At 67.0% G+C, this 23,531-nt stretch carries 23 protein-coding genes, 4 tRNA genes and 1 pseudogene; 10 read left to right on the top strand and 18 right to left on the bottom strand.

Annotation, left to right across the window (positions count from 1 at the left end; all coding sequences use genetic code 11):
- From ruvC to QN345_RS04820, 11 genes are all read right to left on the bottom strand, one after another.
- Positions 1 to 562: crossover junction endodeoxyribonuclease RuvC (ruvC, locus tag QN345_RS04870; protein WP_323508477.1), on the bottom strand; the 562-nt coding region annotated here is incomplete at its 3' end.
- Between the two features lie 12 nt (positions 563 to 574).
- Entirely contained in the window at positions 575 to 1,339 is a 765-nt protein-coding gene (locus QN345_RS04865) for a YebC/PmpR family DNA-binding transcriptional regulator (protein ID WP_134449445.1), read from the bottom strand.
- Between the two features lie 177 nt (positions 1,340 to 1,516).
- Positions 1,517 to 2,053 (bottom strand): DUF1697 domain-containing protein, encoded by a 537-nt coding sequence (locus tag QN345_RS04860; protein ID WP_134559863.1) that lies wholly within the window; start codon positions 2,051 to 2,053, stop codon positions 1,517 to 1,519.
- Between the two features lie 58 nt (positions 2,054 to 2,111).
- A complete protein-coding gene (gene pdxT, locus QN345_RS04855) occupies positions 2,112 to 2,705 on the bottom strand; it encodes a pyridoxal 5'-phosphate synthase glutaminase subunit PdxT (RefSeq protein WP_134449443.1) in 594 nt (197 codons plus the stop codon).
- 9 nt (positions 2,706 to 2,714) lie between these two features.
- Positions 2,715 to 3,617: a pyridoxal 5'-phosphate synthase lyase subunit PdxS gene (gene pdxS, locus QN345_RS04850; protein WP_134449442.1), complete on the bottom strand. Its 903-nt coding sequence runs from the start codon at positions 3,615 to 3,617 to the stop codon at positions 2,715 to 2,717.
- A gap of 81 nt (positions 3,618 to 3,698) precedes the next feature.
- Positions 3,699 to 4,253: an HIT family protein gene (locus tag QN345_RS04845; protein ID WP_174774630.1), complete on the bottom strand. Its 555-nt coding sequence runs from the start codon at positions 4,251 to 4,253 to the stop codon at positions 3,699 to 3,701.
- A gap of 1 nt (position 4,254) precedes the next feature.
- Positions 4,255 to 6,207, bottom strand: coding sequence for a threonine--tRNA ligase (thrS, locus tag QN345_RS04840; RefSeq protein WP_416173109.1), 1,953 nt, complete (start codon positions 6,205 to 6,207; stop codon positions 4,255 to 4,257).
- 91 nt (positions 6,208 to 6,298) lie between these two features.
- Positions 6,299 to 6,970, bottom strand: coding sequence for a hypothetical protein (locus QN345_RS04835; RefSeq protein WP_134449439.1), 672 nt, complete (start codon positions 6,968 to 6,970; stop codon positions 6,299 to 6,301).
- A gap of 104 nt (positions 6,971 to 7,074) precedes the next feature.
- Positions 7,075 to 7,146: transfer RNA gene (locus QN345_RS04830), tRNA-Val, on the bottom strand.
- Between the two features lie 35 nt (positions 7,147 to 7,181).
- Positions 7,182 to 7,255, bottom strand: a tRNA-Cys gene (locus QN345_RS04825).
- A gap of 50 nt (positions 7,256 to 7,305) precedes the next feature.
- A tRNA-Gly gene (locus tag QN345_RS04820) sits at positions 7,306 to 7,377 on the bottom strand.
- Between the two features lie 158 nt (positions 7,378 to 7,535).
- Between QN345_RS04820 and QN345_RS04815 the strand changes: the two genes are divergently transcribed.
- From QN345_RS04815 to QN345_RS04800, 4 genes are all read left to right on the top strand, one after another.
- Positions 7,536 to 7,608 (top strand) — tRNA-Val (locus tag QN345_RS04815).
- A 375-nt stretch (positions 7,609 to 7,983) separates the two neighbouring features.
- Positions 7,984 to 8,244, top strand: coding sequence for a hypothetical protein (locus tag QN345_RS04810; RefSeq protein ID WP_134448022.1), 261 nt, complete (start codon positions 7,984 to 7,986; stop codon positions 8,242 to 8,244).
- Between the two features lie 124 nt (positions 8,245 to 8,368).
- Complete coding sequence (locus QN345_RS04805; protein WP_134559838.1) at positions 8,369 to 9,079, top strand: M50 family metallopeptidase; 711 nt, start codon at positions 8,369 to 8,371, stop codon at positions 9,077 to 9,079.
- A 375-nt stretch (positions 9,080 to 9,454) separates the two neighbouring features.
- Positions 9,455 to 9,766: a hypothetical protein gene (locus QN345_RS04800; protein WP_134448018.1), complete on the top strand. Its 312-nt coding sequence runs from the start codon at positions 9,455 to 9,457 to the stop codon at positions 9,764 to 9,766.
- Between the two features lie 108 nt (positions 9,767 to 9,874).
- On the opposite strand, the gene QN345_RS04795 is transcribed toward QN345_RS04800, so the two are convergent.
- The 4 genes from QN345_RS04795 to zapE all read right to left on the bottom strand — a co-directional run bounded on the left by QN345_RS04795 (position 9,875) and on the right by zapE (position 13,907).
- Positions 9,875 to 10,597 (bottom strand): YqjF family protein, encoded by a 723-nt coding sequence (locus QN345_RS04795; RefSeq protein WP_134448016.1) that lies wholly within the window; start codon positions 10,595 to 10,597, stop codon positions 9,875 to 9,877.
- 4 nt (positions 10,598 to 10,601) lie between these two features.
- The gene (locus tag QN345_RS04790) at positions 10,602 to 11,108 is read right to left on the bottom strand and encodes a type II toxin-antitoxin system PemK/MazF family toxin (RefSeq protein ID WP_241985051.1); all 507 of its coding nucleotides are present in this window, start codon (positions 11,106 to 11,108) and stop codon (positions 10,602 to 10,604) included.
- A gap of 184 nt (positions 11,109 to 11,292) precedes the next feature.
- Complete coding sequence (locus tag QN345_RS04785) at positions 11,293 to 12,459, bottom strand: ammonium transporter (protein WP_370294846.1); 1,167 nt, start codon at positions 12,457 to 12,459, stop codon at positions 11,293 to 11,295.
- Between the two features lie 389 nt (positions 12,460 to 12,848).
- On the bottom strand, positions 12,849 to 13,907 hold the full coding sequence (gene zapE, locus QN345_RS04780) for a cell division protein ZapE (RefSeq protein WP_134448012.1): 1,059 nt from the start codon (positions 13,905 to 13,907) through the stop codon (positions 12,849 to 12,851).
- Positions 13,908 to 14,093: 186 nt separating this feature from the next.
- Between zapE and QN345_RS04775 the strand changes: the two genes are divergently transcribed.
- Positions 14,094 to 14,996 (top strand): sulfurtransferase, encoded by a 903-nt coding sequence (locus QN345_RS04775; RefSeq protein ID WP_134448010.1) that lies wholly within the window; start codon positions 14,094 to 14,096, stop codon positions 14,994 to 14,996.
- Positions 14,997 to 15,016: 20 nt separating this feature from the next.
- Positions 15,017 to 15,451: a SufE family protein gene (locus tag QN345_RS04770; RefSeq protein ID WP_134448008.1), complete on the top strand. Its 435-nt coding sequence runs from the start codon at positions 15,017 to 15,019 to the stop codon at positions 15,449 to 15,451.
- 5 nt (positions 15,452 to 15,456) lie between these two features.
- Here the strand turns inward: QN345_RS04770 and QN345_RS04765 are convergent, their stop codons facing one another.
- A complete protein-coding gene (locus QN345_RS04765; protein WP_322135765.1) occupies positions 15,457 to 16,686 on the bottom strand; it encodes an alpha/beta hydrolase family protein in 1,230 nt (409 codons plus the stop codon).
- 63 nt (positions 16,687 to 16,749) lie between these two features.
- Between QN345_RS04765 and QN345_RS04760 the strand changes: the two genes are divergently transcribed.
- From QN345_RS04760 to QN345_RS04745, 4 genes are all read left to right on the top strand, one after another.
- Complete coding sequence (locus QN345_RS04760; RefSeq protein WP_134559836.1) at positions 16,750 to 17,340, top strand: DUF3000 domain-containing protein; 591 nt, start codon at positions 16,750 to 16,752, stop codon at positions 17,338 to 17,340.
- Positions 17,333 to 18,529 carry an HRDC domain-containing protein gene (locus QN345_RS04755; RefSeq protein WP_322189728.1) on the top strand — a complete coding sequence of 399 codons (1,197 nt, stop codon included), beginning with the start codon at positions 17,333 to 17,335 and terminating at the stop codon, positions 18,527 to 18,529. Before QN345_RS04760 ends, QN345_RS04755 begins: the two co-directional genes overlap by 8 nt.
- A 77-nt stretch (positions 18,530 to 18,606) precedes the next feature.
- On the top strand, positions 18,607 to 19,806 hold the full coding sequence (locus QN345_RS04750) for a thiolase family protein (RefSeq protein ID WP_134448000.1): 1,200 nt from the start codon (positions 18,607 to 18,609) through the stop codon (positions 19,804 to 19,806).
- A gap of 3 nt (positions 19,807 to 19,809) precedes the next feature.
- A complete protein-coding gene (locus QN345_RS04745; protein WP_134447998.1) occupies positions 19,810 to 21,963 on the top strand; it encodes a 3-hydroxyacyl-CoA dehydrogenase NAD-binding domain-containing protein in 2,154 nt (717 codons plus the stop codon).
- A gap of 90 nt (positions 21,964 to 22,053) precedes the next feature.
- Here QN345_RS04745 and QN345_RS04740 read toward each other — a convergent pair whose 3' ends face one another.
- Positions 22,054 to 23,031: an aldo/keto reductase gene (locus tag QN345_RS04740; RefSeq protein ID WP_322140830.1), complete on the bottom strand. Its 978-nt coding sequence runs from the start codon at positions 23,029 to 23,031 to the stop codon at positions 22,054 to 22,056.
- A gap of 112 nt (positions 23,032 to 23,143) precedes the next feature.
- Positions 23,144 to 23,531: pseudogene (locus tag QN345_RS04735) on the bottom strand (SDR family NAD(P)-dependent oxidoreductase); the annotation flags it as partial.

Below are 23,531 nucleotides of genomic sequence, written 5' to 3'. Positions count from 1 at the left end.
CTCCGCGCTCCGCGGCGCGCCACGCAGCCTGTGCCGGCGTGAGTGCGCCGCCCGCGAGTCCGTCCGTCGTCGGAAGGGTGCCTCCTGATGCCCCGGTTCGCCAGGCGTGGCAGATGGCCAGTGCGAGTGCGTCCGCGGCATCCGCCGGTTTCGGGACCTCGCTGAGGCCGAGCACGCGGGCGACCATGGCGCCGACCTGGGCCTTGTCGGCCGAGCCGTAGCCGGTGATCGCCGCCTTGACCTCGCTCGGGGTATGCAGGGTGACCGTGAGGCCGCGCTGGGCGGCGAGCAGGAGGGCGACCCCGCTGATCTGGGCGGTGCCCATCACCGTGCGCACGTTGTGCTGGGCGAAGACGCGCTCGATCGCGACGAAGGCCGGCCTATGCCGGTCCATCATCTCCTCGAGTCCTCGGCTCAGCAGCAGCAGGCGCTGCTCGAGTGGCAGGTCGGGCGAACTGCGCAACACGGTGACGTCGACGAGGGTAGCCGTGCGGTTCGGCGCGACGTCGACGACACCGACGCCGCAACGGGTGAGCCCGGGGTCGATTCCGAGCACCCGCACGGCCACCGTTGACTACTCGTTCTCGGCTTCGAGCTCAGCGGAGACTGCGGCAGACACGGCGTAGTTGCTGTAGATGTTCTGCACGTCGTCGAGTTCCTCGAGTGCGTCGATGAGCTTGAACACCTTGCGAGCGGTCTCCGCGTCGACGTCGATCGTGAGCTGCGGGACGAAGGCGATATCGGCCGAGTTGTAGTCGATTCCGGCGGCCTGCAGTGCCGTACGGGTTGCCACGAGGTCCTGGACCTCGCTGAAGACCTCGAAGGTCTCCCCCTCGTCGACGACTTCTTCGGCACCCGCGTCGAGGACCGCGCCGAGAACGTCGTCTTCGGTCACGCCGTTCGCCTTGGAGACGACGACGATTCCCTTGCGGTGGAAGTTGTAGGCAACACTGCCCGGGTCGGCCATGTTGCCGCCGTTGCGGCTGACCGTCGTGCGGACTTCAGCCGCAGCGCGGTTCTTGTTGTCGGTGAGACACTCGATCATGATGGCGACGCCGTTTGCGGCGTAGCCCTCGTACATGATCGTGGTGTAATCGACGACGACGCCGGCGAGGCCGGCTCCGCGCTTGACCGCACGGTCGATGTTCTCGTTGGGGACCGAAGTCTTCTTGGCCTTCTGGATCGCATCCACAAGCGTCGGGTTACCCGACAGGTCGGCGCCGCCCATCCGAGCGGCGACCTCGATGTTCTTGATCAGCTTGGCGAAGGCCTTGGCCCTCCGTGAGTCGGTGACCGCCTTCTGGTGCTTGGTAGTCGCCCACTTGGAATGTCCGGACATGAATCTCCCGTTGTCGTGCTTGGCTGTCTGATTGTGGTGCCGGCCGTCTGCCGCCAGTGGCAGAAAAGCGAATTCGTCGCACCAATGCGCTGTTGGCCAGTCTAACCCGAGGTGCCCGATCCGCCCCGCCGGAGCCGTCCGGCAGGCGTGGCGGACGCCCTGACGAAGCAGGGAGGATCAGAGCGTGATGATTTTCTGCAGGGTGTTCAGGTTGCGGGTCGTCGTCGTGGCGCGGTATTTCACCTTGGCGCTCTTTTTGCTGAAGGCGCTCTTGATTCCGACGGCACGCCGGACCTCCCAGTAGAGGACGCCGTGGCCGAGTTCGATCCGCTCGTCCGCCTGGTCGAGCTCCCTGGCATGGCCGGCGAGCTCCGCGAGGTGGGAGGGGTCAGAACCGAACATGACGTAGGCGTGCCAGCCCTCCCGTTCCGGGAACGGGTAGGACCGCACCTCGCGGGCGAGTTCTGCCTCGTCGATCAGCACAATCCAGGCCTCGTAATCGAAGCGCTCCGACAACGCCGCCTCGATCCGGCTCTTGATCGCGTCCGGTGAAGCCTCGGCCGCCTCGTCGACTGTGAAGACGACGTTGCCGCTCGCGACCACCGTCTTGACGTCCGAGTAGCCGAGGCCCTCGAAGGTCTTCACGAGATCATTCATGGCCACGGTTATGCCGTTGACATTGATTCCCCTGAGCAGGGCTACATATCTCATCATCGTTGACTCATGCCAGAACCCTAGTCCCGCAGCCGGCAGGCGGGAAACCCCGGCCGGATCAGCCGAGGAAGCGGGCGGCCGCGACCGTTCCGAGGAAGTACTCGTGGAAGCGGTGCTCCCCCGTGATCTCCGGGTGGAACGAGGTGCCGAGCAGGCGCCCCTGCTCGACCGCGACGCAGCGGCCGTCGGCGAGCCGCGCGAGGGCCCTTGCCTTCGGACCGACGGTATCGACGACCGGGGCGCGGATGAACACCGCGTGCACCGGCGCATCGCCGAGCACCGGTACCTCCAGATCGGTCTCGAAGGACTGCGTCTGGGAGCCGAAGGCATTGCGCCGGACGCTGATGTCGAGGCCGCCGATGCTCTCCTGGCCGCGAATGCCGTCGACGACGGTGTCCGCGAGCATGATCAGTCCCGCGCAGGTCCCGTAGACCGGGAGGCCGGCCCTGACGGCGGCGCGCAAGGGATCGGCGAGGCCGAAGGCCCGCGCGAGCTTGTCCATCACGCTGGATTCGCCGCCCGGAATCACGAGCCCGTCGACGCGGGCGAGTTCTTCTGGTCGGCGCACCAGGACGACGTCCGCTCCGAGGGTGCGCAACACCTGCGCATGCTCGCGGAAGTCGCCCTGGAGGGCGAGTACTCCTACCGTCACCTGTTCGAGCTACCAGCCGCGCTCGGAGAGGCGGTGCGGTGCCGCGAGGTCGGACACGTTGATGCCGACCATGGCTTCGCCGAGGCCGCGAGAAACTTCGGCGACGATCTTGGCGTCGTCGAAGAAGGTGACGGCCTTGACGATCGCGTTGGCGCGCTGCTCCGGGTTGCCGGACTTGAAGATTCCGGAGCCGACGAAGACGCCGTCCGCGCCGAGCTGCATCATCATCGCGGCGTCTGCAGGGGTGGCCACGCCGCCCGCGGTGAAGAGCACGACGGGGAGCTTGCCGGTCGCGGCGATCTCGACGACGAGCTCGTACGGCGCCTGCAGGTCCTTGGCCGCCACGTAGAGCTCGTCCTTGCTGAGCGAAGCGAGGCGCTTGATCTCGGCGTTGATGGTGCGGATGTGCTTGGTCGCCTCCGAGACGTCGCCGGTGCCGGCCTCGCCCTTCGACCGGATCATCGCGGCACCCTCGTTGATGCGGCGGAGCGCCTCACCGAGGTTGGTCGCGCCGCACACGAACGGCACGTCGAACTTCCACTTGTCGATGTGGTTCACATAGTCGGCCGGGCTGAGGACCTCGGACTCGTCGATGTAATCGACGCCGAGCGCCTGCAGGACCTGCGCCTCGACGAAGTGACCGATACGAGCCTTCGCCATCACGGGGATGGAGACCTCGGCGATGATGCTGTCGATCAGGTCCGGGTCACTCATCCGCGCGACGCCGCCCTGGGAGCGGATGTCCGCGGGAACGCGCTCGAGCGCCATGACGGCGACGGCTCCGGCATCTTCGGCAATGCGGGCCTGGGCTGCAGTGACGACGTCCATGATGACGCCGCCCTTCATCATGTCGGCGAGTCCGCGCTTGACGCGGCTCGAACCAAACTGCTCGATGGATGTTGTTTCAGTCATAACGTGAATTCTATTCCTTGCGTCTGGTGGGAACTCCGCGAGCAGCGGCTGCGGGAGCGGGAATGGTAGGGATGGGTGGAGCTAGTCCTCGTCGCGCGGCCAGCCGTCCGCGACCATCCGGCGGACGTCGCCGAGCAGCTGCGGAATGGCCTTGGTCTTCGCGATGATCGGGAAGAAGTTCGAGTCTGTGGCCCAGCGCGGAACGATGTGCTGGTGCAGGTGTTCGGCGATGCCCGCTCCGGCGACCCTGCCCTGGTTCATCCCGATGTTGAAGCCGTCGCAGTTGGAGGTCACGGCGAGCACGCGCATCGCCACCTGGGTCAGACTACCGATCTCGGCGACTTCCTCTGGCGTTGCTTCGTCATAGGTCGCAATGTGGCGGTACGGGCAGACGAGCAGGTGGCCGCTGTTGTACGGGAACAGGTTGAGGAGCACGTACGCGTGCGTGCCGCGGGCGACGATGAGCGCCTTCTCGTCGGTCATCGCCGGGGCGAGGCAGAACGGGCAGGCGTCGGCGTGCGGCTGCGTGCCGTCCTGGATGTAGACCATCCGGTGCGGCGTCCACAACCGTTGGAAGGCATCCGGTACGGCCGCGAAGTCGCTGGACGATTCGATCGTCTCGTCTCCGGCGTCCATCTCAGACCTGCGCCTTCGTTGCGATCGCGTCGACGATACGGGCGATCGCATCCACGACGGGGATGCCGTTCTCCTGGGTACCGTCCCTGAAACGGAAGCTCACCGATCCGGCCGCCCGGTCGTCTTCGCCTGCGATCAGCTGGAACGGCACCTTCGCCTTGGTGTGGGTGCGGATCTTCTTGGGCATCCGGTCGCTCGAGGTGTCGAGTTCGGCGCGCACCCCGAGTGCCTTCAGCTGCCGGATGACTTCACCGAGATAGTCCTCGTACGCTTCGGCGACGGGGATGCCGACGACCTGGACCGGGGACAGCCAGACCGGGAAGGCGCCGGCATAGTGCTCGAGGAGGATAGCGAAGAAGCGCTCGATGGAGCCGAGTAGGGCACGGTGGATCATCACCGGCTGCTGGCGGGTCCCGTCGGAGGCGGTGTACTCCAGGTCGAAGAGTTCCGGCTGGTTGAAGTCGAGCTGGACCGTGGAGAGCTGCCAGGTCCTGCCGATCGCGTCTCTGGCCTGCACGGAGATCTTCGGGCCATAGAACGCCGCTCCGCCCGGGTCGCTGACCAGTTCGAGCCCGGACTCGACGGCGACCTGCCTGAGGGTCTCGGTTGCCTCGTCCCACTGCTCGTCGGTGCCGACGAACTTCACCGGGTCCTTGGTGGAGAGTTCGAGGTAGAAATCGGTGAGCCCGTATCCCCGCAGCGTCTCGAAGACGAACTCGAGCTGGCTGGCGACTTCCGCCTTCACCTGGCTCGCGGTGACGTAGATGTGGGCATCGTCCTGGGTGAGCCCGCGCACCCGGGTGAGGCCGGACAGCGTTCCGCTCTTCTCGTACCGGTAGACGGTTCCGAATTCGGCCAGACGCAGCGGAAGTTCGCGGTAGCTGCGGCCCCGCGCCTTGAAGATGAGGTTGTGCATCGGGCAGTTCATCGGTTTGAGGTAGTAGTCCTGGCCCTGCCGGGTGATGTTCCCCTCCGCGTCGACCTCTTCATCGAGGTGCATCGGCGGGAACATGCCGTCCTTGTACCACTGCAGGTGCCCGCTGGTCTCGAACAGGTGCGCCTTGGTGATGTGCGGGGTGTTGACGAGGTCGTAGCCGTTCGCGAGCAGCTGCTCGCGCATGTAGTTCTCGATCTCCGCGCGGATGATCCCGCCCTTGGGGTGGAAGACCGCCAGTCCGGAACCGATTTCCTCCGGGAAGGAGAACAGGTCGAGTTCCTGGCCGAGCTTGCGGTGGTCGCGCTTGGCGGCTTCCTCCTGGCGAGCCTGGAAAGCGCGCAGCTCGTCCTTGGTCGGCCAGGCGGTCCCGTAGATGCGCTGCAGCTGCGGGTTCTTCTCCGAGCCGCGCCAGTATGCGGCGGCGAGTCTGGTCAGCGAGTATCCGTTGCCGATCATGCGGGTGTTCGGCAGGTGCGGGCCACGGCAGAGGTCTTTCCAGACCGTCTCGCCCGTCTTCGGGTCGACGTTGTCGTAGATGGTGAGCTCGGCGCCGCCGACCTCGACCGATTCGTTGTCCGCGGTGGCCGCGACGGCGCCGCCCTTCAGCCCGATCAGCTCGAGCTTGTACGGTTCCGCGGCGAATTCGGCCCTGGCGTCGTCATCGGTCACGACGCGCCGCACGAAACGCTGGCCCTGGCGGATGATGCGGTCCATGGCCTTCTCGAGCGCCTTGATGTCTTCTGGCGTGAACGGCACCTCGACATCGAAGTCGTAGTAGAAGCCGTCCGTCACGGGCGGACCGATCCCCAGGCGTGCCGCCGGGTTGACGTTCTGCACCGCCTGGGCGAGCACGTGCGCTGCCGAGTGGCGGAGGATGTTCAGGCCATCCGGCGACGAAATCGTCACGGGTTCCACGACATCCGTCTGGGTCAGCGTTGCGGCGAGATCCTTGAGCTCACCGTTGACGCGCATTGCGACAACAGACCGGTCGGTGAAAAGCTCAAAGCCGTCAGCCACGTGTAGTACTCCTCAGTATTGTGCGAACCCCTCCAACTTTAGCGGCGCGGTCGCGACCGGGATTCCCGTGCGGCTCGGGCGGCTGCCAGGCTCAGGCCACGAGGACGGTGTCGTGCGCACGCAACGGCACGGGTGCCCCCTGCGGCAGCCGGCGGAAGAGATGCCCGATGACGTCCGGTGAACAGGCGATCACCTTGACGAGCCCTGGCCGGTCACGGGCGAGAGTCGGATCGGATGCGAGGGTGACCGCCAGGAGCCCCGCTCCGCCGTCGAGGAGCGGGGAGAGCCCGGCGGCGATCCGCGGGCTGACGTGGCCGACCGGACGCCCGGTCGCAGCGTGGACGGCGATCCCACGGGGGCCGGACCCGTGCGCCTGCTCGCGGACGAGCGCGACGACCGAACCGGGCTGGAGGAGTCCCTCTCGTGCGACGATCGTGCGCTGGTCGACATTGTGCAGCCAGAAGCTCCAGATGCCGAGGCCGCGCAGGTGGCTGTTGCCGAGCGCGACGACCCGGCCGGTGCTGGGCTCCGTCAGCCACAATTCACCGGCGTCGGCGGCGAGGTACAGGGTGGGCAGTCCTTGCGCATCGGCGATGAGCAGGCGGTCCCAGTCCTGCGGCGGCAGGTACCTGCTTGCCGGCACCCCGCGACGGGGGGCCCTGCTGGCGCCCGGGCGGTCGGTGACGTCAGCGCCGACGACGGCCGGGAAGTCGGTCGCCCGGCGGCCGAACCGGATGCCGTGCGGCACCGTGTGCGAATTCATGGCGAACCTCCCCCTTGAGAGTGCTGCACCAGACTCCGGACCGGTATCCCCATTCCGGTGGACGTTAAACGAAAAAACCCCCGGGGTAACCGGGGGTTTATCTGTGGGCGATACTGGGATCGAACCAGTGACCTCTTCCGTGTCAGGGAAGCGCGCTACCGCTGCGCCAATCGCCCAAATCTAGTGCTTCAAGAACTTCGTTCTCCAAGACTGGAGGTGGATACGGGATTCGAACCCGTGTATACGGCTTTGCAGGCCGCTGCCTCGCCTCTCGGCCAATCCACCGTATTCGGGTTCATACCAAAGAGAATCGGCCTTTCGGCCGATTCAATTCGAGCGGATGACGAGATTCGAACTCGCGACCCTCACCTTGGCAAGGTGATGCGCTACCACTGCGCCACATCCGCAACTGCGCGCATTTCTGCGTGCTTTGAAGACTGTACCGGTACTTTTCCGGATATACAAACCGAGCGGAACTTGAGCGTGCGGTGGCGCGTCGGTGCACGACAGACGCCCGGTCTGGGCTAGTATCGAGAGTCGCGGTCGAACAAAATTCGCTCGCCGCGGGCGATTGGCGCAGTTGGTAGCGCGCTTCCTTCACACGGAAGAGGTCATCGGTTCGAGTCCGGTATCGCCCACTCCTACACAGGAGAAAACCCCGCCGGAGCGGGGTTTTTTTGTACCCTCGTACTGGGGGGGCCAATCCCGCCAACCTGAGTGCGTCCTGTGCCAAGCTCTTCTTCAAGCCGAAGGACCATCCCATTGGATCCCCGGCCCAGCGAACCCTCCTTCGTCTTCATCACGAAAGAGCGCTGTACTCCCGTCCTGTTCCGTGAAGTGAACCGAGTCGCATCGTTCGCTTCCCGGGACTCGTGAACGCCGCACGACGACGGCTGCGTTCGACCTGCCGCATGCACGCCTCGCGGCAGACCTCGTGCGTCCGTCGTCGGCCGTTCCAGACACCACCCGGTAATCCCCCCAGCAGTAGTACAACAGCCAGAAAGGCTCCTCTCATGACTTCCGTCGAAACCACAACGGCCACCCCCGGCAAGATCCTCGGCATCGTCGGGTTCATCCTCGCCTTCATTCCCTACCTCCAGCTGCCCGGCCTCATCGTGAGCATCATCGGCTTCAACCAGGCCAAGAAGGCCGGCGCCCCCAACGGCCTCGCCAAGGCCGGCATCATCCTGAGCGCGATCTTCCTCGTGCTCTTCGTGGTCATCCTTGTCGTCATCTTCTCTGTGGCAGCGGCCAACCCGACGCCCAGCGCCTAAGCACCCGGTTCAGCGCGTCCCGCTCCCCCTCAGGCCCCGGCCTTCAGGGGAGCGGGACGTTTTCCATGTCCGGCGCTCTGACCCTGGCAACGTCCGGATGGCCTCGCCCACCTAGTCTGTGAACATGGATCTCCTGCTCGGCTTCTGGGAACGTGTCACGGCCAGGAACGATGTACTCCCCCTCATCCCCGCCTGGCTCACCATCGCGGCCGCGGCCGCCATCGTGCTCGTCCCGGCGTTGTGGCGGGCCTGCAGGAATGTGGTCACCATCGCGCATGAGGGCGGCCACGCGCTCGTCGCGACCCTCGGCGGCCGACAGCTCGACGGCATCCGGCTGCACTCTGACACGTCGGGGCTCACCGTCAGCAGGGGCAAACCCCGCGGACTCGGGATGGTGCTGACCCTGCTCGCCGGCTATTCCTCGCCCGCCCTGCTCGGACTCGGTGCGGCCTGGCTCCTGAGCCTGGGGTATTCGGTCGGACTGCTCTGGCTCCTGCTCGCGGCCCTCGCCCTGCTTCTCATCCAGGTGCGCAACTGGTTCGGACTCTGGTCCGTGCTCGCGACGGCCACGGTGATCTTCGCGGTCACCTGGTTCGGTTCCGCGTTCGTGCAGAGCGTCTTCGCCCTGCTCGTGACGGCATTCCTTCTTCTCGGCGCCGTACGCACGGTGCTCGAGCTTCAGGGATCACGCTCCCGCCGCCGCGGCACAGCCTCGGATGCCGACCAGCTCGCCCGCCTCACGCACATCCCCGGCCTGCTCTGGGTGGGTGTCTTCCTGATCATCGCGATCGCGTGTGCTGTGCTCGGCGCCGGCCTCCTCGGATCGGGCGGCTGAGCCGAGATCCCCGTCGCGACGGGGGTCGACCAGAGGCCGGCGCGAGCGTGGAGAATCCTCCTTGCACTCTGAGTGTCCGCTGTGCCATGCTCGACCCAAGCCAGACAAGAACTACAGTTCCCGACGACTGACCCAGCGAACCCTCCGGCGCATCAGTGCGACAGAGGGCACCTTCTTGTCCAGCATCGATCTCTCGGCGCAGCGCACACGACGCCCCCTGCTGCCGTTCGTGCTTTCTGCTGCCGCACGTCACCCGAGCAGCCGCCACCCGGACGATCACCCGACCGACCTCCGGTTCCTTCAGCTGTCTGGGTTCCCCATACCCATCTGCCGCCTGCCCGTCCGGGTTCCGGCGCCCACAGAAAGGCCGTCACCATGACGACTCCCGTAGCCTCCGCAGTCAACCCCGGCAAGACCCTCGGTATTGTCGGTCTCATCCTCTCCCTCGTCTCGCTGCAGCCCTTCGGGCTCATTGTCAGCATCGTCGGCTTCGTCAAGTCGAAGAAGGCAGGACTCGGCAACGGCTTCGCCCTCGCCGGAATCATCATCAGTGTCGTCGGCATCATCGTCGTCGGGATCGTGATCGCGGTCGCAGTCAGCGCGGGCGTCAACCTTGCGGCATTCTGCACGGAGCACGGCGCAGGCGTCTTCGACAACAACGGAGTCACCGTCACCTGCGGGGCATAGTCCCCCGGCTTCCCGAACGCCCGACAGGGCCCCCTCGACCGTTACCGGCGAGGGGGTCCTGTTGTCAATGGGCTCCCCGCTCGGCCGCCGGACCGCCAGTGATACGGGTCAGCCCGTTCCGAAACGGGTCGTGACGCCCGGCGAATACAGCACCGAATCCGGTACGCGCCCGCTGAGCGCCGGGAAGCCGGCCTCGGCCAGCAGAGTGTCGTCCAGGTGCACGAGCTCGGCCTGGACGAGCTCCCAGGGCTCGTGGTGGTTACGGAGGTAGACCGTGCGCCCCCTGGCACGGGTGAAAAGCGCCCAGCGCGCCGTGAGGAAGTCCGCGAGCGGTTCACCGGTCACCGGTTCCATCCCCGGCCGGACGACGATATCGGTCCTGGCCCGGCCTGCGAAGTGCCGCAGGGAGGAATAGCGGTACTCGCCCGCCACGACGGCCAGCCGCGTCCGCGACCACATGTACGGAAGTGCGAACGCGGCACGGGCAGCGAGCACCGCCGCGAGCCGCGACGCCTCGAGGGAGACGAAGACGACTCCGCGTCGCCCCTCGGCGTCGACGGCGTAGAGCCGGACATTCACCTCCACGAAATTCCCGAAGTACGGAATGGGTGGGCTGCCCCAGATCGTGGCCCGATCCAGGACGAACGGGATGAGGCCCACCCAGCTGGTGCCGTCGAATTCGTCGGGAACCAGGCCCGCGGGCAGGAGCGGTGCGACCTCGGCGGCCGGCACGCGCCAATGCACGAAGCAGAGGTGCGACCAGCGCTGGCTCGCAACAGCCCGGCCGGCGAGGGGCGGCGCAATCGACGAGGCCGGGTGACTGCTCGGCATGGTCCTAGTTCCAGCCGTAACGGCCGCGCAGGACCGTCGCGATGCGCCCGTAGCGCGCGGCATCGACCCTGGCGGCCTCACGACGCATGCCGCCCGGGTTCACGATGAAGACCCGGTCCACGTTGACCCAGCTGGGACGGCCGCTCCTGTCCCAGTCGCCGACGCCGAGCGCCACATAGTCGGGGTGCCCGGTTCGGTCCTTGCTCGTCAACTGGACGGCCAGGACGGCCCCTTTGCCCGCCTCGGCCACGATCACGACCGGGCGGTCCTTGCCGCGCCCGTCACGTTCCTCGAAGGGAACCCAGGTCCAGACGATTTCTCCAGGGTCCGGACTCGCATTCCGGGTCGGCCGGTAGGCGAGCCGTACATCACGAAGACTCCGCGGGTCGACTTCGACGGTCGCGCCCGCTCCGGTTCGACCAGGGCTCGGAACCGTCGACCGGTCACTGCGAGGCCTCGTCGGCGCGAAGAGTCGCCGCAGGGCACTGAAGAAACCGCGGATGGCTGACACAGCCACACTGTATCGCACCCGATCCGTCAGGCGCTGACGGGCGACTGCTGGGTCGACGGTCAGCATCCGCTCGTGCACAGGCACCGGATCGGACGCAAGAAGGGGCGCATCCGCGTGCCGCGGATGCGCCCCTTCTTGTTTCGGCTGGCTCTGGTTTCAGCTGCCCGTGCAGAGAAAGTGCCGGTTAGACGGCGTCGAGCGCGTAGCCCTCTTCGCCGTGCACGATGGTGTCGACGCCGGCTACTTCGTCTTCGTTCGTGATGCGGAAGCCGATCGTCTTCTGGATGATCCAGCCGATGGCGTATGCCATCACGAAGGAGTAGATGCCGATGCCGAATGCCGCGAGGGCCTGCACGCCGAGCTGGTTGAAGCTGCCCGTCTGGAGGAGGCCGACGTTGTTGCCGACGAGACCGACGTAGAGCGTTCCGATGATGCCGCCGACGAGGTGGATGCCCACGACGTCCAGGGAGTCGTCGAAGCCGAGCTTGAACTTCAGGTCGATCGCGACGGCACAGACGGCGCCCACGATGAGCCCGAGGAGGATGCCCCACATCGGGGTCAGGATGTTACACGCGGGGGTGATCGCGACGAGGCCTGCGACGGCGCCCGATGCTGCACCGATCATGGTCGGCTTGCCGTCCTTGATCTTCTCAACGATCAGCCAGCCGATGATACCGGCGGCGGGTGCTGCGAGGGTGTTGATCCAGGCGAGGGCGGCGATACCGTCGACGGCGGCTTCGGAGCCGGCGTTGAAGCCGAACCAGCCGAACCAGAGCAGTGCGGCGCCGAGGAGGGTCAGCGGCACGTTGTGCGGCTTGGAGATGCCCTTCTTGAAGCCGACGCGCTTGCCGAGGACCAGGGCGAGGGCGAGGCCGGCCGCACCGGCGTTGATGTGCACCGCGGTGCCGCCGGCGAAGTCGTTGACCTTGAGGAGGAAGGGAGCCCAGCCGTCCGTGAGGTTGAACACCCAGTACGCGACCGGGAAGTAGACCAGGGTGGCCCAGACGCCGGCGAAGATCATCCACGCGCCGAACTTGGCCCGGTCGGCGATCGCTCCGGAGATGAGGGCGACGGTGATGATCGCGAAGGTGGCCTGGAAGCCGGCGAACGCGAGGGCGCCCAGGTCGGGTCCGCCGTCCTTGCCGCTCGTCAGGAGTGCGTTGAGGCCGATCAGCTCGGACGGGTTTCCGAGCCAGCCGCCGATGAGCGGCGGTCCGAAGGACAGGCCGTAACCGTAGAGGACCCACAGCACGCCGATCAGGCCCATGGCGCCGAAGCTCATCATCATCATGGAGATGACGCTCTTCGCCTTGACCATGCCGCCGTAGAAGAAGGCCACGCCCGGAGTCATCAGGAGGACGAGGGCTGCCGCGACGAGGAGCCACAGGGAATTGATGTTTGTGGTAAGTGCATCAGTCGTATCGTCCAGCAGGACCGACAGTTCAACCATGGATATGGTTACCTCTCTCTAACTAACAGGGATGACCGCCGACGTGCACAGGGTGAGCGTGAAGCGTGTATCGGCAGGTACAGAGACAGTGTGGAGTGCACACGTTTCCGCACACGCTCAGGGATGTTTCGACCGCGTTACGCGATTGTTGACCGTGTTAACATCGTGTTTCCTGACGCCCGGTATCTCCCGACTCCGCGTTTCCCGGCTTGACTCAGCCGCCGATTCGACAGGGCCGTTCCGGCAAACAGGCACGTCAGAGCCGCATTCGGCCGCGACGGATCCCGGTTTCAGTCGTGCGGAGGGAGCTCGCCCGTTGTCAGTGCCACCATCCGCGACTGGGAGCGCTGGTACTTCTTCCGGTAGCCGCCCGCGAGCATCTCATCGTCGAAGACCTCCGCGAGGGGCAACCCGCTCGCGACGATCGGTATTTCGGCGTCGTAGACGCGATCGATGAAGGCGACCAGCCGCAGGGCATCCGTCTGGTCGGTCAACAGGTAGCTGTCGGTCAGGGCGATGACCTCGACCCCGGCGATCAGTTTGATGTACTTCGACGGATGCACGGTGCTGAGATGCCGGATCAGGGAACCGAAGTCGTCTTCCGTCACGTTCGCTCCCCTGGCCACGAGCGCCGCGACGAGCCGGTCGAGTTCGGGTCCCTCGACGGCGACGGAGTGGCCTTCGATGTCGCGCCTGCGGTAGTCGAGCCCGTCGATGCGGAGGATTTCGAAGTTCGCGGACATGGCGCGGATCTCGCGAAGGAAGTCGATGGCCGCGAACCGGCCCTCACCGAGTGAATTCGGCGGCGTATTGGAGGTCGCGGCGACCCGGGTGCCCGAGGCCACGAGCTCGCCGAGCAACCGCGTCATCAACATGGTGTCGCCCGGGTCGTCGAGTTCGAACTCGTCGATGCAGATGAGCTTCGCCCCGGAGAGCTGCCGGACCGCCGCAGCATAACCGAGCGCCCCGACGAGGGCGGTGTATTCGATGAAGGTGCCGAAGTACTTGGGGCCCGGCGCGGAGTGCCACAGCGCGGCGAGCAAGTGGGTCTTCCCGACGCCGAACCCACCGTCGAGGTAGATCCCCGGGAGTTGCGCTGGAGCCTTCCGGGTACGTGAGAAGAATCCGCCGGGGCGCTGCGGTCGCCAGGCCTCGGCGAAGGCCGTGAGCCGGTCGACGGCCTCGAGCTGGGAAGGGAAGTTCACATCGGGCCGGTAGGACTCGAATGAGGCGTGCTCGAACTGGGGAGGCGGCACGAGTTCGGCGACGATTTCGGCCCCCGTGATCTCGGGAGAGCGTTCCGCGAGCCGATGCAGCCGACTGGGAGCCCGGGGCGCCTCTGGAACCATCGTGGAATACCCGTGTTTCTGTCTCGGTTGGCCATATGGGCTGCTTTTCGGACATTCGTGTTGAAGTATTTCACCACGAATGCGCGACCAGGCCGGACCGCGTACATTCGAAGCGCGGGCCGGAAGACCAGCCTAAACCGCGTTCAAATGATCCCGGGGCACCGCCCGGCCCCACTGGAGGTTCCCATGCCCGTCGATCTCGATCCGGATGCCAAGTTCGCCGCGTACGCTCATCCCGAACGGCTCGTCAGCACGGCCTGGCTGCGCGAACACCAGGGTGATGCCGGACTCACTGTCCTCGAGTCCGACGAGGACGTGCTCCTCTATGAGAGCGGCCACATCCCCGGCGCCGTCAAGATCGACTGGCACACCGAGCTCAACGACGCGGTCCAGCGGGACTTCGTCGACAGCGCTGCCTTCGCGGCCGTCCTGGGTTCGAAGGGCATCGCGCGCGATTCCACCGTCGTGATCTACGGCGACAAGAACAACTGGTGGGCCGCGTACGCGCTCTGGGTGTTCAGCCTCTTCGGCCACCCCGACGTGCGCCTGCTCGACGGCGGCAGGGACAAGTGGATCGCCGAGGGCGGAGCCCTGACCCGCGAGGCCACGGAGGTGGCTGCCGCGGAGTACCCCCTCGTCCCCCGCAACGACGCGCCGATCCGCGCCTTCAAGGACGACGTGCTCGCACACTTCGGCCGCCCGCTCATCGACGTCCGCTCCCCCGAGGAGTACACCGGGGAGCGCACCACGATGCCCGCATACCCGGAGGAAGGCGCCCTGCGCGGCGGCCACATCCCCTCTGCGGCCTCCGTGCCGTGGGCGCGCGCCGCGGCACCGGATGCGACCTTCAAGTCCCGCGCGGAACTCGAGGCGATCTACCGCGGCGAGGCGGGGCTCCGCGAGAACGATGCCGTGATCGCGTACTGCCGGATCGGCGAGCGGTCGAGCCACACCTGGTTCGTGCTCACCCACCTGCTCGGATTCGAGGACGTGCGCAACTACGACGGTTCCTGGACGGAATGGGGCAACGCCGTGCGGGTCCCGATCGTCACGGGAGCGGCCGCCGGTACGGCCCCCGAACCCCGCTGAACCAGGACAGGATCTGATTGATGACCACCACCGAACTGCCCGCGAAACTGGCCGAGATCCAGGAAGACTTCCTCGAGCTGGAACAGAAGGACCGCTTACTCCTTCTGCTCGAGTTCGCCGATGAACTCCCCGAGCTTCCGAGCCGGTACCAGGAGCATCCCGACCTGCTCGAACGCGTCGTCGAGTGCCAGTCACCCGTGTTCATCTTCGTCGATGTCGACGACCGGGACGCGGTGCACCTGCACGCGACGGCGCCCAGGGAGTCCCCGACGACCCGGGGATTCGCGTCCATCCTCGCGCAGGGCCTCGACGGCCTGTCCGTCGCCGAGGTGCTCGCCGTGCCGGACGACTACCCGCAGACCATCGGACTCACGCAGGCGGTCTCGCCGCTCCGCATCCGTGGCATGTCCGCGATGCTCGCCCGCACCAAGCGCAAGCTGCGCGAGCGCCCCTGAGACCGCTATCCGGCCGGGTGGAGCGGATCATCAGGCCCGGTCGGTTCCGCCGGGGATTCGAGTTCGCCGAGCCAGGTCCCGATCGCCGCGTTCCATCCTTCCCTGTCATAGTTCCAGAGTTTGGTGTGCCGCGCGACGGTGAACGGTAGAAAGGTCACGATGTCGGGCCGGCGAACCGCGAGGGCGCGCGACGGGCTCGAGGGCACGTAGCCGTCGTCATCGCTGTGCATCAGGAGCACGGGGAGCTCGAGGTCGTCGGCGCGGGTCACGAAGTCGAGCCTGCGGAAGTCGATCGGACTCGCCTGGCCGGTGAGGCGGCCGCCCCACCGCCGGCCGAGGACCTGCATGGCCCCCGTGGCAACGAGGCCAGGCAGGCGAAGCGTGCTGCCCTGGAACGCGACGACGTCTGCCCAGTCGATCACAGGCGAATCGAGCACGATGCCGGAGAGCAGGTGCGGGTAGCCCGTACGCGTCGCGGTTTGCAGCACGATCGCGCCGCCCATCGACCACCCCATCAGCACGATGCTCGTCGCGCCGCGAGCCGCCGCGAAACCGATCGCCGCATCGATATCGCGCCATTCGGTATCCCCGAGTCCGTACCGGCCGTCGTCGCTTCCCGGCGCGTCGCCGTCGTTGCGATACGAGACCAGGAGGCAGCTGTAGCCCCTGTCGTGGAACACAGGGACGGCCCGCAGGGTCTCCTGCCGTCGCACACCCCGCCCGTGCACCTGGATCACCCAGCGACCGTCCGGCCGCTCGGCGGGGACCAGCCAGGCCGGGGCCTCGCCGACCTCCGTCTGCACCTGCACCTGCTCGAACGGGAGGCCGAGATCCCAGGGACCCAGATAGGAATACCCGCCGAGGCGGCCTCTGCGGGCCTCGCTCAGGTCCCCGTAGTCGATTCGGGCTATCCGGCGGATGACCGCCGTCTTCGTCACGCGGAGGACCTCGCCGAGCTGGGCGTGCCCGGACTCACGCTCGAACCAGAAGCTGTAGTCACCGGGCAACACGGAATCCGGCGTCACCGCGAGCGTGATCGTCGCGGCCTCGAGATCGACGCCGAGAACGTCGGTGTCGTCGGCGCGTGCGTCGGACGGCGTCACGATACGACGCGCCATCACGGCGGCCAGCACGCTCACTCCCGCCACCACGACCGCGGCCGCGCCGGCAACTACGAGAGCCGTGACCGCGACGACCAGTCCGCCCGGCGTCCCTGACCTCGATTTTTCCCGCACGCGTACCTCCGGCTGCCCGGCGTGCCTCACCGACCCGCCCGGAAAAAACTCTAGTCTGCAGACGTGCCCGAAACACAAGAACCACTCCCCCCGGAGTTCGCCGCTGCGCTCGCGGCCATCCGCAGAGCGCACACCCGCACCGACCTGGTGCTCAGCGAAATCCCGGCCCCCGGGAAGCTCGCCCCGCACGCCGTTGCCCTCTCCGCGGATGTCGCCCCGTCACGCCACGGAGGCAACTCCGATCTCGGGACCGGCCGTTTCATCCTCCTCTATGACCCTGAGGAGCCGGAGGCCTGGGGCGGAGCATTCCGGGTGGTCTGCTTCGCGCAGGCTCCCCTCGAGACGGAGATCGGTGTCGACCCTTTCCTCGCCGAAGTGGCCTGGGCCTGGCTGATCGATGCCCTCGACTCCCACGGAGCCCGCTATACCGCGGCATCCGGAACCGCGACTAAGATTATTTCGTCGGGCTTCGGCGAACTTGCGAAGCAAGGCGACGGTGCGCAGATAGAGCTGCGTGCTTCGTGGACACCTGTGGACCACAATCTCACCGCTCACGTCGAAGGCTGGGGCGAATTGATCTGCATGCTCGCAGGTCTTCCCCCGATTGGCGAAGGAGTCAGCATGTTGTCCGCACGCCGAACTGGTCGTGGTTGATCACCGCGTGATCGATACGCGGGACGCCTATCTGGCGGCCACCGCTGCCCTCAGCGAGGGAACGGGACCGATCGGCATCGACGCCGAACGGGCATCGGGTTTCACATACTCCCAGCGCGCGTACCTGATCCAGATGTACCGGCGCGGCGCGGGCACCTTCCTGTTCGATCCGCCGGCGATCGGGGACTTCTCCGAGCTCAACGCGGCGATCGCGGGAGATGAATGGATCTTCCACGCCGCCAGTCAGGACCTCGCGTGCCTGAGGGAGGTCGGCCTCGACCCGCACATCATCTTCGACACCGAACTGGCCGCACGCCTTCTCGGCTTACCGCGGGTCGGCCTCGGCACGGTCGTCGAGGAACTCCTCGGCATCCATCTCGCCAAGGAGCATTCCGCGGCGAACTGGTCGACCAGGCCGCTCCCGGAGAGCTGGCTCGTCTACGGCGCCCTCGACGTCGAGCTCCTCCCCGACCTGCGCGACCGTATGGTCGAGATGCTCGCCGCCGACGAGAAGACCCAGATCGCCGCCCAGGAATTCCAGGCGACGCTCGACCACGAGCCCAAGCCGATCAGCGCAGAGCCCTGGCGCAGGCTGTCCGGGGTGCATTCGATTCGTTCCCAGCGCAACCTCGCCGTCGCGAGATCCCTCTGGCTTGCCCGCGACGACCTCGCCAGGCACCTCGACGTGTCGCCGGGGCGCCTCGTCCCCGACGCGTCGCTCGTCGCCGCTGCACGGGTGTTGCCGGCCAGCAGGCAGGCGCTCGCCGATCTCCGCGAGTTCAGCGGCCGCGCGAGCCGCAGCGAACTCGACAGGTGGTGGACTGCGATCCAGGACGGCATCCGCGCGACGGACCTCCCCTCCCTGCGCGGAATCGGTGACGCCCTTCCCCCGCCGCGGGCGTGGTCTGACCGGAATCCAGAGGCCGACCTGCGGTACAAGGCAGCGCGGCTTGCTCTCGGCCAGATCTCCGAGTCCTTCGCGATCCCGATCGAGAACCTCGTCACTCCGGACTTCGTGCGCCGGATCGCCTGGACGCCACCGGAGCCGATCGAAGTGGAATCCATCAGCGAGGCGCTCGCCGCCCTCGGTGCCCGTGACTGGCAAATTGAACTCACTGCACAACAGATCACGGCTGCCTTTGTCGAAGCCAACCAAAACATCGCCGTAACCGTCGAGGTCGATTCGTAGGATCCGTCCAAGGATTCGACCCGTCAATCGTGCCACCCTAGGATCAACCGACACCTGATCTGATTGATGGAGGCACCGTGGCCGAAAGAGCAGAAGTCGTGTTTGTGGATGGGGTTCGTACCCCGTTCGGACGCGCCGGCGAAAAGGGCATGTACTGGAACACCCGGGCGGATGATCTCGTGGTGAAGGCCATGATCGGCCTGCTGGAACGGAACCCGAAGGTTCCGGGGGAACGTATCGACGAGGTTGCGATCGCCGCGACGACGCAGTCGGGAGACCAGGGACTCACCCTCGGTCGCACCGCGGCGCTGCTGGCCGGGCTGCCGAAATCGGTGCCCGGATACGCGATCGACCGGATGTGCGCCGGTGCGATGACCGCCGTGACCACGGTCGGCGCCGCGATCGGCTTCGGGGCATACGACCTCGCCATCGCCGGCGGCGTCGAGCACATGGGCCGGCACCCGATGGGCTCCGGCGTCGACCCGAACCCGCGGTTCCTCTCCGAGCGGCTCGTCAGCGAAGACGCCCTGAACATGGGCTCGACCGCAGAGCGCATCCACGACCGCTTTCCCGAGTACACCAAGGACCGGTCGGACCGGTACGCGCTGCGCAGCCAGCAGAAGGTCGCAGCGGCGTACGCGGCAGGCAAGATCCAGCCGGACCTGGTCTCCGTCGCCATTCGCAGCGAACAGGGCTGGGGGCTCGCGACCCGCGACGAAGCGCCGCGCCCCGAGACGACCCTCGAAGGCCTCGCCACGCTGAAGACCCCGTTCCGGCCCTTCGGCCGGATCACGGCAGGCAACGCGTCCGGGCTCAACGACGGCGCGAGCGCCTGCCTGCTCGCGAGCGGCGCCGCCGCCAAGGAACTCGGCCTCAGCGTCAAGATGAAGCTCGTGAGCTTCGCCTTCGCGGGTGTCGAGCCTGAGGTCATGGGCCTCGGCCCGGTACCGTCCACCGAGAAGGCCCTCCGCAAGGCCGGCCTCGGCATCACCGACATCGGACTCTTCGAGCTCAACGAGGCCTTCGCGGTCCAGGTCATCTCCTTCCTCGATCACTTCGGCATCGACGACGACGACCCCCGCGTCAACGAGTACGGCGGTGCGATCGCGATCGGCCACCCGCTCGCCTCCTCTGGCGTGCGCCTGATGAACCAGCTCGCGCACCAGTTCGCCGAACACCCCGAGGTCCGTTACGGCCTGACCGCCATGTGCATCGGCCTCGGGCAGGGCGGCACCGTCATCTGGGAAAACCCGCACTTCAATCGGAAGGCAAAGTAAGCGATGACCGACTACACCGCACTCGATTTCTCCGAACTCGTCGCCCTCTCCGGTGACGAGGTCGTCACGCATTCCTTCGTGCGCGACATTCCCCTGTCCGGGGCGCGCACGCTCGCCCTGGTCACCCTGGACAACGGCAGGGACCACACCCGTCCGAACACCCTCGGTCCGGTCACCCTTCTCGAGTTCGCCGCCACCCTCGACGCCCTCGCCGAGCGGGCGGCACGCGGTGAGATCCACGGCGTCGCCGTCACAGGCAAGCCGTTCATCCTCGCCGCAGGCGCCGACCTCGGCAAGGTCAGCGAGATTCCCTCGCTCGCGACGGGCAAGCTGCTCGGCCAGCTCGGCCACCACGCCCTCGGGAAGCTCTCCACGCTCGGTGTGCCCTCGTTCGTCTTCATCAACGGGCTCGCACTCGGGGGCGGTCTCGAGATCGCCCTCAACGCCGACTACCGCACGGTCGACGCATCCGTCGCCGCCGTCGCCCTCCCCGAAGTGTCCCTCGGGTTGATTCCCGGCTGGGGCGGCTCCTACCTGCTGCCGAACCTGATCGGCATCGAGAACGCCCTCACCGTGATCATCTCGAACCCGCTCAAGAACCGGGTCCTCAAGGCCACCGACACCGTCGAGCTCGGCATCGCCGATGTGCTCTTCGGGTCCGCGGCATTCCTCGAGCATTCCATCGCCTGGGCGGACGGCGTGATCGCCGGCACGACGACGGTCACCCGGCCGAACAAGCCGGGAAAGATCGAGCGCCTCGTGAAGTGGGACGCCGCGATCGGAATCGCCAGGCGGATGCTCGAAAGCAGGATCGGGACTGTCGCGCTCTCCCCGTATATCGCACTCGACCTGCTCAAGGCCGCCAAGAGCGGCACACGCGAGGAGGGCTTCGAGCGCGAGGACGATTCCCTCGCCGCGCTCATCGCCGGCGACCAGCTCCAGGCCAGCATCTATGCGTTCAACCTCGTGCAGAAGCGCGCCAAGCGCCCGGCCGGTTCTCCGGACAAGAAGCTCGCGCGCCCGATCACGAAGGTCGGCGTCATCGGTGCCGGCCTGATGGCGAGCCAGTTCGCCCTGTTGTTCGTTCGCCGCCTGCAGGTGCCCGTCGTCATCACGGACCTCGACCAGGCCCGCGTCGACAAGGGCGTCGCGTACATCCACGGCGAGATCGCGACGCTGCAGTCCAAGGGCCGCATCACAGCGGACGAGGGCAACCGGCTCAGGGCTCTCGTGACGGGCACGACGGACAAGGCGAGCTTCTCCGACGCCGACTGGGTGATCGAGGCCGTGTTCGAGGAACTCGGCGTCAAGCAGGATGTCTTCGCCGAGATCGAGAAGTACGTGTCGCCGGAGGCGATCCTCGCGACGAACACCTCGTCTCTCTCCGTCGAGCAGATCGGTGCGAAGCTCGCCCACCCGGAGCGCCTGGTCGGCTTCCACTTCTTCAATCCGGTCGCTGTGATGCCGCTCATCGAGGTCGTGAACACCCCGCAGACGAACGAGACGACCCTCTCGACCGCGATGGTGATCGCGGGCAAGCTGAGGAAGAACGCCGTGATCACGCGTGACACCCCCGGCTTCGTGGTCAACCGCATCCTCGCGAAGCTCCTCGGTGAGGCCATGCACGCTGTCGACACCGGCACCCCGTTCGAGGTCGTCGACGGCGCGATCGCGCCGTTCGGACTCCCGATGACGCCGTTCGAGCTCCTCGAACTCGTCGGGCTCAAGGTCGGAGCGCACGTCCTCGACACGCACCATGCCGCGTTCCCCGACCGGTTCTTCGAGAGCGACAACCTGCACCGGCTCGCCGAGCACGGCAAGATCCTCGAGCGCGATGCCAAGGGAAAGGTCACGGGCTTCGACAAGACCGCGAAGAAGATCGTCGCCGGCGGCACGACGCCGATGACGGGCGAGGAGATCCTGCGACGCATCGAGGACGGACTCGCCGACGAGATCAAGCGGATGCTCGACGACGACGTCGTGCACGCGGCGGAGGACATCGACCTGTGCGTGATCCTCGGGGCTGGCTGGCCGTTCCAGATGGGCGGGGCCACCCCGTACCTCGACAGGGTCGGCGCGAGCGAGCGCGTCTTCGGCGGCACGTTCCACACGCCGATGATCCGCGGAGTCTCGTCGGAGGTTCCCGTAGCCCTCTAGCGTCCGCTGCCCGCCTGAGTTGCGCAAAAAACACCCTCGTCGAGTCGGCGAGGGTGTTTTTTGTGTGGCTCAGGCGGGGAGGCGCCCTGGTTACCTGTTGACCCCTGACATGTCGGCGTAGCGGTCGCCCGCGGGGGCGTCGAGCGCGCCGAGGGTGGCGAGCTGCGCTTCCGTGAGGATGAGGTCACCGGCGGCGACGTTCTCCTCGACCCTGGCGACCCGCTTGGTCCCGGGGATCGGGGCGATGTCGTCGCCCTGGGCCAGCAGCCAGGCGAGCGCCACCTGGGCGGGGGTCGCGTCGAGTTCCGCAGCGACGGCATCCACCTGTTCGACGATGCGGATGTTGGCGGCCAGGTTCTCGCCCTCGAACCGAGGGTTCGAGCGGCGGAAATCGCTCGCGTCAAGCTGGTCGAGCGAGCGGATGGTCCCGGTCAGGAAGCCGCGACCGAGCGGCGAGTATGGCACGAAGCCGATGCCGAGCTCGCGCAGGAGTGGGAGAAGCTCCTTCTCCGGGTCACGGCTCCACAGCGAGTATTCGGTCTGCAGCGCCGTCACGGGGTGTACGGCGTGCGCGCGGCGAATCGTGTCCGGTGCGGCCTCCGAGAGCCCGTAGTGGCCGATGACGCCCTCCTCGATGAGTTCGGCGAGGGCGCCGACGGTCTCCTCGACCGGGACGCCCGGGTCCATCCGGTGCTGGTAGTACAGGTCGATGTGGTCGGTTCCGAGTCGGGACAGGGAGCCATGCACCGAGAGGCGCACGTTCTCGGGGCTGCCGTCGAGGCCCCTGCTTCCGTCGCCGCGGTGCAGGATGGTGCCGAACTTGGTCGCGACGACGACCTCGTCGCGCCGGTCGGCAAGTGCTCTTCCGAGGAGTTCTTCGTTGAGGTACGGTCCGTAGATCTCCGCGGTGTCGAAGAGCGTGACGCCGAGGTCGATCGCGCGGTGGATGGTGCGAACGGACTCCGCTTCATCCGTTCCGGCACCGGAGTAGAACGCGGACATGCCCATGCAGCCGAGTCCGAGCCGGGAGACGATGAGGCCGGTGCTGCCGAGAGTGATGTTCTTCATGCTGGGGAGAGCCTTTCCGATTCTGAGTGGAGGGAGGTCGTCGCCGACCTCGGGGATCGAGACCGTGCTGGGCGGGGTGGGTATGCTGCAACCCTAAAACCTCGAGGGCGGTTCAGGGATGACGGATGCCGACGCCGGCGAGGAGGGAACGGTACCCCTCCCGATAACTCGGGTAGGCGAAGCGGAACCCGCTCGCGAGCAGGAGGGCGTTACGACAGCGCTTGTCGCCGCCGCGAGGTCCGGGCGACGCCCGGCCCGCTGACCCGACGGGACTCGCGGGGCTGTCGGCCGATTCCCCCACCACTGTCGACGCGCGGCTCGCGAGTCCGACCGGATCGGGAACGCCGAGTTCGGCGGCGAGGAAGGCGAGGACGTCACCGCGCCGCGCGGGAAGGCTGTCCGCGCCGAGGTAGAGCGGCGCGGGCTCCGCGTCGCCGGTCACGAGGTGCACGATGGCCGCTGCCGCGTCGTCCCGATGGATGCGGTTGGTGTGGCTGGAC

This window comes from Cryobacterium sp. 10I1, assembly GCF_035019805.1.
In the GTDB taxonomy this organism is placed as follows: Bacteria; Actinomycetota; Actinomycetes; order Actinomycetales; family Microbacteriaceae; genus Cryobacterium; species Cryobacterium glucosi.
The sequence above is the reverse complement of the archived record's forward strand: the minus strand, read 5'-3'. Positions and strand labels throughout refer to the sequence as shown.